Annotated in this window: 12 protein-coding genes and 1 pseudogene; 10 read left to right on the plus strand and 3 right to left on the minus strand. The window is 65.6% G+C overall.

The features are described 5' to 3' along the window. A partial coding sequence (locus ACWD5O_RS35935) for an integrase core domain-containing protein (RefSeq protein ID WP_450088039.1) occupies nt 1–270 on the plus strand: 270 nt, incomplete at its 5' end. A gap of 306 nt (nt 271–576) precedes the next feature. On the opposite strand, the gene ACWD5O_RS35940 is transcribed toward ACWD5O_RS35935, so the two are convergent. Beyond that, the gene (locus ACWD5O_RS35940; protein WP_450088049.1) at nt 577–960 is read right to left on the minus strand and encodes an integrase core domain-containing protein; all 384 of its coding nucleotides are present in this window, start codon (nt 958–960) and stop codon (nt 577–579) included. A gap of 683 nt (nt 961–1,643) precedes the next feature. Here ACWD5O_RS35940 and ACWD5O_RS35945 point away from each other — a divergent pair. The 6 genes from ACWD5O_RS35945 to ACWD5O_RS35970 all read left to right on the plus strand — a co-directional run bounded on the left by ACWD5O_RS35945 (nt 1,644) and on the right by ACWD5O_RS35970 (nt 7,498). Beyond that, a complete protein-coding gene (locus tag ACWD5O_RS35945; protein ID WP_450088040.1) occupies nt 1,644–2,939 on the plus strand; it encodes an NAD(P)/FAD-dependent oxidoreductase in 1,296 nt (431 codons plus the stop codon). Nucleotides 2,940–3,226: 287 nt separating this feature from the next. Next, nucleotides 3,227–3,949: an amino acid ABC transporter ATP-binding protein gene (locus ACWD5O_RS35950; protein ID WP_450088041.1), complete on the plus strand. Its 723-nt coding sequence runs from the start codon at nt 3,227–3,229 to the stop codon at nt 3,947–3,949. 2 nt (nt 3,950–3,951) lie between these two features. After that, on the plus strand, nt 3,952–4,593 hold the full coding sequence (locus ACWD5O_RS35955; protein ID WP_450088042.1) for an amino acid ABC transporter permease: 642 nt from the start codon (nt 3,952–3,954) through the stop codon (nt 4,591–4,593). Further along, nucleotides 4,590–5,228, plus strand: a complete 639-nt coding sequence (locus ACWD5O_RS35960; RefSeq protein WP_450088043.1) for an amino acid ABC transporter permease — start codon at nt 4,590–4,592, stop codon at nt 5,226–5,228. The genes ACWD5O_RS35955 and ACWD5O_RS35960 overlap by 4 nt, the downstream gene beginning before the upstream one ends. Before the next feature lie 22 nt (nt 5,229–5,250). Next, nucleotides 5,251–6,099 (plus strand): substrate-binding periplasmic protein, encoded by an 849-nt coding sequence (locus ACWD5O_RS35965; RefSeq protein ID WP_450088044.1) that lies wholly within the window; start codon nt 5,251–5,253, stop codon nt 6,097–6,099. Nucleotides 6,100–6,298: 199 nt separating this feature from the next. Further along, complete coding sequence (locus tag ACWD5O_RS35970; protein ID WP_450088045.1) at nt 6,299–7,498, plus strand: PucR family transcriptional regulator; 1,200 nt, start codon at nt 6,299–6,301, stop codon at nt 7,496–7,498. Between the two features lie 330 nt (nt 7,499–7,828). Here the strand turns inward: ACWD5O_RS35970 and ACWD5O_RS35975 are convergent, their stop codons facing one another. Further along, nucleotides 7,829–8,332, minus strand: a complete 504-nt coding sequence (locus ACWD5O_RS35975) for a hypothetical protein (protein WP_450088050.1) — start codon at nt 8,330–8,332, stop codon at nt 7,829–7,831. 84 nt (nt 8,333–8,416) lie between these two features. Here ACWD5O_RS35975 and ACWD5O_RS35980 point away from each other — a divergent pair. Continuing rightward, nucleotides 8,417–8,589: pseudogene (locus ACWD5O_RS35980) on the plus strand (site-specific integrase); the annotation flags it as partial. Nucleotides 8,590–8,859: 270 nt separating this feature from the next. Here the strand turns inward: ACWD5O_RS35980 and ACWD5O_RS35985 are convergent. Next, nucleotides 8,860–9,798 (minus strand): AraC family transcriptional regulator, encoded by a 939-nt coding sequence (locus tag ACWD5O_RS35985; RefSeq protein ID WP_450088046.1) that lies wholly within the window; start codon nt 9,796–9,798, stop codon nt 8,860–8,862. Nucleotides 9,799–9,957: 159 nt separating this feature from the next. Between ACWD5O_RS35985 and ACWD5O_RS35990 the strand changes: the two genes are divergently transcribed. Together ACWD5O_RS35990 and ACWD5O_RS35995 are read left to right on the plus strand one after the other, a co-directional pair. Then, nucleotides 9,958–10,812 (plus strand): NADP-dependent oxidoreductase, encoded by an 855-nt coding sequence (locus ACWD5O_RS35990; RefSeq protein WP_450088047.1) that lies wholly within the window; start codon nt 9,958–9,960, stop codon nt 10,810–10,812. Next, entirely contained in the window at nt 10,809–11,252 is a 444-nt protein-coding gene (locus ACWD5O_RS35995; RefSeq protein ID WP_450088048.1) for a DUF6069 family protein, read from the plus strand. Before ACWD5O_RS35990 ends, ACWD5O_RS35995 begins: the two co-directional genes overlap by 4 nt. Nucleotides 11,253–11,308 lie beyond the last annotated feature (56 nt).

Consider the following 11,308-nt stretch of genomic DNA (forward strand, 5'->3'; position numbering starts at 1 on the left):
GAGGCCGGCGCTGTCGCCTCGGTCGGCTCCAAGGGCGACTCGTACGACAACGCGATGGCCGAGGCGTTCAACTCGCTCTACAAGGCCGAACTCGTGCGCAACCGAGGTCCGTGGCGCGGGCTCGACGACCTGGAGATGGCCACCGTCGAGTACATCGACTGGTACAACAACCGCCGCTTGCACGGCGAGCTCGGGCACATCCCGCCCACCGAACACGAGGCCCTACACGCGATGACCCAGCCGGTCACCGCACCCCTGAAAACCAGCTAACCAACTCTCCATCAAACCCGGGGCTTGACACTTCTTCATTTCTGCCCAGCCCTTGGACAGCCCTTAATGAAGGGCCGAGTGTCATGTCCCGGTAGGTGTGTCAATGGCATGTCCCGGGAGGTGTGTCATGGGGGTTGGGGTGAGGCGGACGTAGCTGCTGTCGTTGGTGGTGGCGTGGCCGATCGGGTTGCCGTTGGTGTCGTAGACGGTGATGTGGCGGTGGTCGCGGATGGCGGTGAGAGTGTGTCCGCGCCAGGCGCAGCCGATGCCGATGCGGGCGAGGCCGACGCGGATGGTGCCGGTGTTTCAGACGCGTGGTCGGTGGATGGTGGCGTCGGTTTGGATGGGTAGTGCTTGGGGGCCGCCGTGGTGTGCCGTGGTGTGCCAGGCGTGGTGGGGTGTTGCCCGGTTGGGTAGGGCGCTGTGACGGCGGTGGTTGTAGTGCTGGCGGTAGGTGTCGAGTAGGCGTTGCAGGTGCGTCAGGGTGTGGGGCTGGTGGGGTTGAGCGGCGAGCCATTTCTTGAGGGTCTGGTGGTGGCGTTCGACTTTGCCGCAGGTTTGCGGGTGGTAGGGGCTGGAGTGGATCAGCCGGGTGCCGTGTTGGTGCAGGGTCTGGGCGAAGCGTGATGGGCCGGCGTTGTCGTGCAGGCGGCGGCTGGTGAAGGCCAGGCCGTTGTCGGATAAGACGATCGCGGGTGCGCCGTGGTCTGCACGTTATCGATCTTCACCCCAGCGGTCAGCAGGGCATCCACCGCACTCATCACCTGACGCCGATTCGCCACGCCTTGCAGTCAAGCCTGGCAACGCGTCCCCACCCAGAATGCTGATCTTGTGACACAGGAACCGGGACATGAACTACGACAGAGGTCATGGGACTGAACAAATGAAGGGCCGAGGCTAACTGTCAATGATCCATTGACCGGCGCAGCCGCTCGTGCTGACTCGCCGCCGTACCTTGATGGTTGCAGCTGGACGACGCCCGATGGATGCCGCGACTGCAGCTCGAACTCAAAGCCGCCGTTGTCATCATGCACGTCGTTGGCGTCCTCATGCTCTTCGCAGCAGTCGTTGTTCTCGGGTTCGCCTCGATGGCGCTCGGCCCGGCGCCGAGGACAGCGCGCGGGACGGCACACCGGGCGTTTCCAGGTGACGTCCCGCGAGTGCAACAAGACGTGCCATATGAACGGCGCCTTCACGAGTGATGACTGCTTGCTCGTTCGAGGTTCGTCAGGAATACCAAGACCACGTCCTCTCTCCGTTGAGGTTGGTCGACATTCGTCGAACCGACGTCCTCCGACATTCGATACCAGTCCATCGCTGAACTAGGCGTTCCTCATGAGACTGGGGCCACACTCGGCACCGAGGAGGGTTTCATGGGCACGACGTCTGACGTGATAGTCGTGGGCGCAGGTGTGGTTGGAGCGTCCACGGCGCTGGAGCTCAGCCGGTCCGGGCTCTCCGTGCGGGTGGTGGACAAGGCCGGTGGCGCTGGTTACGGCTCAACAAGCGCATCGAGTGCGGTCGTTCGGTTCAACTACTCGACCTGGGATGGCATGGCGACAGCATGGGAGTCCAAGTTTCGGTGGGAGGAGTGGGAGGACTACCTCGGCGTTCGTCCGATCGATGGACTTGCGAGTTTCGTTCGTTGCGGCTTGGCGTTCATTGACGTCGAGATCATGCCCCGCGAGAAGCAGGCGGTCATGTTCGAGCAGGGTGGGGTCCCGTTCCAGCTATGGGGTCCTGAGGAGTTGGCTAAGCACATCCCGGGTATCGATGTGGGGCGTTACTTCCCGCCCAAGCCAGTGACCTCCGAGGAGTTCTTCGCGGAAGCGAGCGAATCGCTGGGAGCGATCTACACCCCGGACGCAGGGTATGTGGACGACCCGCAGCTGGCGGCGGCGAACCTGGCGGACGCGGCCGCGCACCGCGGCGCGAAGTTCCACTTCCGGCGTACGGTGACCGGGATCAACAAGACTGGAGACGTCTGGCAGGCCGCTCTCGACGGCGGTGAGGTCCTCGAAGCCCCGATCGTGGTCAATGCCGGTGGCCCCTGGTCGACGAAGCTGAACGAGCTCGCCGGTGTCGGCGCCGACTTCACCGTGAAGGTTCGTCCGATGCGCCAGGAGGTCCATCACGTACCGTCGCCCAGGCGCCTAGGCAGCCCGTTCCCCATCATTGCGGACGCGGATCTGGGCATCTATATCCGGCCCGACTCCGGTGGTCACATGCTGATCGGCGGCACGGAGCCTGAGTGCGACCCGCTCGAGTGGATCGACGACCCGGACGCGGCAGACCCGAAGCCGACGAAGGAGCGGTTTGAGGCTCAGGTTTACCGCGGCGCCCGCCGGCTCTCTGAGCTGGCCGTTCCAAACCGCCCCAGGGGCATCGCAGGCGTCTACGACGCCGCGATCGACTGGACGCCGATCTACGACCGGACGGCAGTGGACGGCTTCTTCGTCGCCATGGGCACCAGCGGCAACCAGTTCAAGAACGCTCCCCTGATCGGGTCACTCATGCGTGCGATCGTGGAAGGAGTCCAGTGCGGACACGATCATGATGCGGACCCGATCCAGTTCACCGCTCCGCACACCGGTCACGTGATCAATCTTGGTGCCTTCAGCCGTCGGCGGACCTTGAACTCCGAGTCTTCGGGCACCGTCCTGGGGTAGGAGGGGCGCCCGCCCGATATCGGCGGAGCCGGTTCGACGTTCGTCTGCGCGGGGCACGGGCGCATCAAACGTACTGGCACGGGCGGTACGAATACACCCAAACGACAACAGATGGAAGCACTTGGACGTCCGCGCTCGACATCTGTAGCACGTCGCCCGTCTAATCTTGGGCAGCCATCGGTGTCCAACCCGGTCTGCCGCAGCTAATCTGCGTAATCCACGTCACATATAGGAGACGTCCGTTGGATGGCAACGCACGACCACTTCTTCGCGTAGAAGGCATCTGTGTGGCCTACGCCGACCACCAAGTCGTCCACGACGTTTCGATGGATGTCGCACAGGGCGAGGTCATCTCGATCATCGGCCCGTCGGGCGCCGGCAAGAGCAGCTTCCTTCGGGCGATCAACTGGCTGGAGCCACCGGCTGCGGGTCGGCTGACGTTCGGCGATCACGTCTACCACGCCAAAGGCGAGGGCGGCCTGGCGAAGAAGGAACTCCGAGAGCTGCGACGTGACATCGGCATGGTGTTCCAGCAGTTCAATCTGTTCCCGCACCTGACCGCGCTCGAGAACGTCATGCTCGCGCAGGTCCACTCGCTGAGTCGCTCGAAGGGCGAGGCGCGTGCCCGTGCCATCAGGGAACTCGAGCACGTCGGGCTCAAGGAGTTCGCCGACCGGAAGCCCGGGCGATGCTCCGGCGGACAACAGCAGCGCATCGCCATCGCCCGCGCGCTGGCGATGGACCCACAGGTGATGCTGTTCGATGAGCCGACCTCCGCGCTGGACCCTGAGTACGCGATGGACGTCCTCACCACGATGCGCCGCCTGGCCGACGAAGGCATGACCATGTTGGTCGTCACTCATGAGATGCACTTCGCCGCGGACGTGGCGGACCGAGTCGTGTTCATGGCCGAGGGCCGGATCGTCGAAGAAGGACCCGCTCGTCGGGTCATCAGCGACCCGCAGCATGAGCGAACTCAGCGATTCCTAGCGGCGGTCAAGGGACGATGAGCATGGGCGGTCACCTTCACGCTCTCAGCCTTGGCATCTGGACGACCGTGTCCGTAACGCTCGGGGCGTTCCTCGTCGGGGCCATCCTCGGGTTCCCGCTCGCACTGTGCCGACGCTCCAAGCAGGGGTGGCTGCACTGGCCAGCTGTCGCGGTGGTTGAGGTGCTGCGCGCAATCCCGCCGTTGGTCTGGCTGTTCATCGCGTTCTACGTCGTGGGCCAGCACATGACTTCGATTACGCCATTCCAGGCGGCAGTAGGCGGTCTCGGCCTCATTGCCGCAGCCTACATGTCCGAAGTCTACCGGGCCGGTATGAATGCAGTCCCGGCCGGTCAATGGGAAGCCGCGGCTGCGACGTCGCTTAGTCGCCTCGTGACCTACCGGAAGGTCGTGCTGCCGCAGGCGGCATTGATTGTTCTGCCGCCGGCCTCGACCTACCTCATCGCCCTCCTCAAGGACAGTGCGGTGGCGTCCGTTGTCGGCACCACGGACATCACCTTCCTCGCATTCCAAGAAGCCCGGGTCACCTTGGACGGGCTGAACGTGTTCCTCATCGCCGCAGGCCTGTATCTGATCCTCAGCGTGCCAGTGGCTCTGGTTGCACGAACCGCGGACCGTCTGGTCGCAAGGAGGCTGGAGCTGTGAGCGCGTGGCACGACATGTTCCCCGACCTCCTGCCGGGCCTATGGGTAACGATCAAGCTGACGTTCTTCGCCCTTGTCCTCGGGCTGCCCGTCGGCGTCCTGTTCGCCACCCTGAGCTCAGCCCCAAGCCGTTGGATTCGCTGGCCGGCCATCATCGTGGTCGAGATCGGCCGTGGCGTGCCCGGTCTGATCGTTCTCTACCTTGTCTATCGCGGACTACCGCAGGTAGACGTGGTTCTCACGGCGTTCCTGTCAGCAGTCGTCGGCCTCGGATTCAGCACCGCGGCGTATACCGCGGAAATCATCCGGGCGGGCATCAACGCAGTCCCGAAGGGACAACGTGAAGCCGCGCAAGCACTATCGTTGACGCCCGCGCAGGAGTTCCGCCTCGTGGTGCTTCCCCAGGCGCTGAAGACTGTGGTGCCGCCCCTCATTGGGTTCGCGATCATCCTCTACCAGGGCACATCTCTCGCCTATGCAATCAGCGTCCCCGAGTTGCTCAGTCGCGCATACAACCTAGCGTCCATCACCTTCCAGTTCGGCGCAGCGCTCTCGCTGGCCGGCGTCATGTACGCCGTCGTTTCACTGACGGCCACAGCACTTGCCGGAGTCCGCTCACGAGAGCGGATCATGTAAACCCCACCTGAGGAGGAAGACTATGAAAACGCGTCTCTTGCTCGGCGCAGCCACCGCCGCGCTGCTCGCGCTCGCACTTGCCGGTTGCGGCGGTGGCGGAAACAGCAGCAGCGCGGCCAGCGCAAACTGCACCCCGGTCCACAAGGACCTGAAGACTGTCAAGAGCGGCACGCTGCTCGTCTCGGCCTACGTATCTCCGCCCTACACCAAGCTGGATCGCGCCGGCGCCGACCTGGGCGGCATCGATGGATTGGTCGTCAACGACATCGCGAAGATGGAGTGTTTGAAGGTTCAGGCCTCGTCAGTGACGGGGGCCGCGTTCACGGAGGGCGTGAAGGCCGGGCGGAGCGACATCGTCGTCGGGGGTGTCTACTCGACCCCGGACCGCGCCAAGGACTTCACGCTCAGCGACCCGATGTACCGCGACGGCCTGGCGTTCCTGACCAAGGGCTCGGAGTCGTCCATCTCCGACGTCATGGGCAAGAAGGTGGGCGTCATCCAGGGCTACCTCTGGACCGACGACCTGCAGAAGGCGCTTGGCCAGAGCAACGTAACCATCTTCCAGGATGCGGACAGCATGGTGTCTGACCTCAACGTCGGACGCATCGATGTGGCCGTGCTGACGACCGCAGAGGCCGGCTATCGCGCAGGCCAGAGCAGCGGCCTGAAAGTGAACAAGGTGCAGCCTGACTCCCGCGTGGCTGCTTCGAAGGGCGACAGCGATGTCGTCGTGATGATGAACAAGAACTCGACGGAGCTGGCGGCCGCCATCAACGCCGACATCCACACTCTCCTGCAAGACGGCAAGATCGCAAGCATCCTGAAGGACAATGGGATCGCCGCCAGCCAGGCCGGCGCCGCGTCCTCATAGAATCCGGCACTTCCTCCGCAGAGGGGTGGGCACCCCGGGAGGCCACCCCGCCTCCGGTCGGGGCGATGGGTTCGCCGCGCTGCCTTCGCTGGACCTGCGTAGCGTGTCCAGGTAGCGAGCTCGACAGCTGCTCAGGTTCGACGACAGGTGGGCCCAGGCTCGCGCGGAGGAGTCGAGCCCGAGTCGGAGGAGGTGCGCCGTGATCGACGTCCTGCAGGAGCTCGTCGAAGCCCTGGCGCAGGAGCTTCAACGTTCAGTCGCTGTTGATGACGCAGGCTTGCGCCTGCTGGCCTCCAGCGCCCACTACGAGGACGTCGACAAGGCCCGACTCAGCTCCCTCGTCGGCCGTCGCGTTTCCGGTGCGACACGTGACTACGTGTTGGGGCAAGGGGTCCAACACTGGCACCAGCCGACCATCCTGCACGCCAACGCAGAGGTCGGTTTGGAGAAGGACCGTCTCGGGTTCCCGTTGCGCTCGAAGTACGAGCTCCTCGGGTTCGTGTGGCTGCTTGATGACGGGACGCTGACAGCCGACGAGATCGCGCTCACCGAGGAGACTGCCAGGCGAATTGAGGAGCTCCTCACTCGTAAGGCACAGTCAGCGGTCGATGCCGACTTCGAGATCGAGGCGATCGTTCTTGCGCTGCTTGCCGGCGACGCTGCATCACGGAAGCAAGCAGCCGAGGACTTGCGCGACCTCGGTCTGTTCCAGCGCGCTGAAGCTTTCTCGGTGGTCGCGCTGCAGACCAGGCCTACCGGGCACGGGGACTCGGAGGCGACGATGCGAGACGCGGTCCGCCGCGGTATCACCCAGGCCATGCAAGGTCACCTGCGAGACATGTTTGCGTACGCGGCCGGAACGCCTCAGTCGCTGTTGATCGTCGGCCACCGTGCATCACCGTCGCGCGCGCAGCGCACTGCGGCCGCGCGAGCTATCTACGAGGCCATGGACCGCTTCGCCCCCGATGTGGCCACAGTCGCGACGATCGGCACCAGCCAGGTCGTCGACAGCCTCTCGCGCCTCCACGAGGCGTTCGATCAAGCCGTCGCGGCTACCGAGGTCGCTCGGACCCTCGGTCGGTCTATGACACTCTGGGACGACCACCCACTGGAGTCGCTGCTGCAGAGCTGGCTTCGCCCGCAGCTCGGATGGCACCTGGTGCCCGCCGAGATCGAAAAGTTGATGCAACAGCCGGCCGATGTGGCCGAGATTGTCCAAGTGCTCCTCGACGCTGGCGGCAATGTCGCCGAAGTCGCCAGCACCCTGCATCTTCACCGCACCACTGTCTACTACCGGCTGAACCGGCTCAAAGAGAGCACGGGCATCGATCTGAATAACGGCTCGACGAGACTGCTCATCCACCTGTGGCTCAGGGGGCGGCGCTTCACCAGCCTCTGAGCTGTCCGAGGCGAAACGAGCCTGCAGCGGTCGGCGAGTCGGTCTCGCATAGGCCTAGGCCGCGTTGGGCGCCGGGTCTGCAGCGCCCAACGGGGCCTGCGGGTTCTTGTGCTTACAGCCAGGTCTGCCGGCGTGAAGCTGGGCTGGTCTCAGCCCATCAGGGCGAATGTGGCGGGGAAGCCCGGATCGGTTGAGGCGCTGCGGCGCCAACAGGGTCCATTCGACGGGCGCGTAGACATCGCCGCCAGATCTCGGATGAGTGCGTCTGATCATCGGCCGTAGCGGGGACGGGGCACGATGCGTATGGGCTCGCTTTTCTACCCGAGTCGGTCAACCACGTCGGGTTGACTGGTCGCGACGGAACCAACCGCGGACCTGGGGGCGGCTGGCTAGGAAGAGCAGCGCGACCACCACGAGCGCCTTGGCGACGTTGACCGCCCGCACCCACCAGGGGAACGGCTGAAGCAAGGCCAGGCCAGCGCCGAGCAGCACGATCACCGAAATACAGATCACCTGCCGGTACGCCCTGCGCTGGCCCAACCGCAGCCCGCCGATCACCACCAGGTAAGCAAGCGCGACCAACGTCACGGGCAGCACGCGGGACCACACCGAGGAGCGTAGGTCCTCCCGGGCGATGGCCAGGTCGGTTCCGGTGGACACATCGAGGTGGGCGAGCTGGTAGTCCAGCAGCTGCTCCTGAAAAGCCAGCATCAGACCGGCGAGCAGAGCACTCAGGACCAGGTTGGCGAGCATGAGCACGATCATGCGGGGCACCTGCCGCGGCGTAGCCGCAGCGGCGTCGAGATCGGTGGCGGCGATATCCGGTGTCGTCATCGGCAGGGATTAGACCACCCGGCGCGTTCCCGCGCTGCCCCGGTCTCCAGCCCGTCCGCTCAGCCAGCGAAGCGCCTTGGCGATCACGACGCCCGACGCACCTGCGGCTCGCTGCTGGTCGCCCTGGACCTGCACCCCCGGGTCGCAATGGCAATCCTGCAGCGAACTTCTCGATCACGACGGAGATCTACAGCCAGGTCTCGTCCAAGGCCGCCCGCGAAGCCCTACGACGGCTCGGCGAAAGCCTCGATCAATAAGCCGTTGCAGTACTTGCTGCCGCACAAGATCAGAAATGGTCATCCGGAAGATCCCGAATCGCCTCTGACCTGCGTCGGGACGGCCGGATTCGAACCGACGACCCCTTGACCCCAGGCAACCAGCGCGGTCTCGTGAGCTGGCATGAGGTGAGCGTTGAGCTGCGAACACGGTCCTACACTGTCCCCCACAGTCCGTGGATGTCCGTCACGGTCGTCACTCGGTTAGTCACCCAACCCGGCGGTCCCCCTGTGCGGGAACCGTTGGTGCTGTTACGCGGCTCTCCGGTACCTGCCGGGTGCGGTGCCGTATTGGCGTTTGAACGCGTTGGCGAAGGCGAACTCCGACGTGTAGCCGATCCGGTGTGCGACGGCGCTCAGTGGCGCTTCGGACTCTTGGAGTAGCCGGGCTGCAGTGGTCATTCGCCACCATGTCAGATAGCTGAGCGGCGGCTGGCCGACGACGGTGGTGAAGCGCCGGGCGAATGGTGCCCGGGACAGCCCCGCCTCAGCGGCCAGAGTCGCGACCGTCCAAGGCCGCGCGGGGTCACGGTGCATGGACTGCAGGGCGGCCGTGATGGCCGGGTCATTGAGTGCCGCCGCCCAACCGGTGGTAGCCCCATGTGCGGGCTGCTCGGCGAACCAGGTGCGCAGGATGTACAGCAGGAGCGTGTCGAGGAGGGCAGGCACGACGGCATCCGTACCGAGGCGGGGTCGTTCCAACTCGGCGGCGAGCAGGTCCACTGTGGCGCGCAGCTCGGCGTGGCGCCCGAGGTGCGCCGGGAGGTGGATGAGTTCGGGCAGGTCGTTCAGGAGCGGATGGGCGCGGGCTGGATCCAGCTCGTATGCGCCGCAGAGCGTCACGGTGGTAGGGCCGTTGGTGTCGACGGGTTCGCCCACGGTGGCGGCGGCGTAGCGCTGAAGGAGCTGCGGGTCGTTCGGGTCGCAGGCGGGTGCGACCAGTGGGGTCGATGGGCTGTCGGCGAGTGCGTGTCCCCGCCCGTGCGGCAGGAACACCACGTCCCCGGCGGCCAGTGGCACGGGGTCGGTGTCTGGCGGGATGAGCCAGCACGGTCCCTGCAGGATCATCTGAAAGCCGGCCGATCCGGGCACGGAGGCGAATCGCTGCGCCCACGGTGCGTGCCACGCCACCCGCGCTGATCGCGGCTGGCCGGTACGCATGACCGTTATCACGTCGCTGAGCACATCCATGCGGCCAGAGTACCTACGTGGAGACGATCGAGTATCAATCAAGGACCGGTACACATGGTTCGTCCTCTGCTCGCTCCGTAGGTTCGACGCATGAAAGCCACCCGAATTCACGAGTACGGCGATCCGGCGGTCATCCGTTATGAGAGCGTCCCACGCCCGGTGCCCAACCCGGGTGAGGTACTGATCCAGGTTGCCACAACATCGTTCAACCCGACCGAAACGTCGCTGCGGTCCGGGCTGCTACGGGCGATGTTCTCGTTGGACCTGCCGTACACGCTCGGCTGGGACGTCGCAGGCACCGTGGTCGAGATCGGTGGCAGCGTGCACACGCTCGCCGTCGGCGACCGAGTCATCGGCAGGCTCGACAGCGGCGGCGCCGCGGCCGAGTACGTAGCCGCCCCAGCCGACACCCTTGTCCAGGCACCCGCCGCCATCCCGCTCGCCAACGCTGCCGCCATCCCTGTCGCCGGCCTCACCGCATGGCAGGCGGTGTTCGAGCATGCCCGCATCACGCCCGGGCAGCGGGTGCTGGTCAACGGCGCGGGTGGCGGCGTCGGCGGATTCGCCGTCCAGCTTGCCAAGCACGCCGGAGCGCAGGTCATCGCCACGGCAAGCCCGCGCAGCGCAGCCGCGGTCCGTCAGTCCGGCGCTGACCAGATCATCGACTACACCGCATCGCCTGTCTGCGTTGCGGTGGAAAAACCGGTCGACACCATCCTCAACCTGATCGCCATCAGCCCCTTGGAGGCCGCGGCCCTGATACCTCTGGTTCGGCCCGGCGGTGTCATCGTCTCCATCGCCACCCCCATCGAGCCGCCCGTCGACGCCCCATTGAGCGCAAGGCACATGGTCGCCCGCAACGACGTGAACCACCGCGCCACGCTGGTGAAGCTCGTCGACGCCGGCACGGTCCGCCTGGACATCGCCGCGTCCCGCCCGCTCGCCGACCTGGCCGCGGTGCACCGCGACGCCGAGTCCGGCCATACCCGGGGCAAGACCATCCTCATTCCGTGAAGGAGTTCCTCATGACCACCACTTCCGCTCCCCCGATTATCAAGGGGCTCCGGCCCGGCGCGCTCGCGGTCGGCACCGCCCTCGTGGCCACCACGCTGCTGTGGACTGCCGCCCAGATCGTCGACATCGAGATGCGCGTCGACCCCGGCAACGGTCAACCACCCCTGGTCGTCAGCCTGCCGCTCACCGCCACCGTCACGCTCGCCGTCTCCCTTCTCGCTTGGGGTGTGCGTGCTCTACTGGAACGGTTGACCCGCCGAGCCGCAGTCGTCTGGACAGTGCTTGCCGTTATCGTGTTGCTGGCGTCGCTCCTGCCCCCACTCGGTGTCGAGGCGACCGGCGCAGCCAAGGCGATCCTGATGCTCATGCACGTTGCCGTCGCCGCCGTGCTCATCCCGGGACTAGTACTCCAGCCGGGGATCGTGATCATGGCTCGATGAGGGCTTGTCGGGTGTAGTGGCTGGCCTTGGCGCGGGCTTGGTGGCGGCGTCGACGG

The sequence above is a fragment of the Micromonospora sp. NPDC005161 genome (assembly GCF_053599855.1).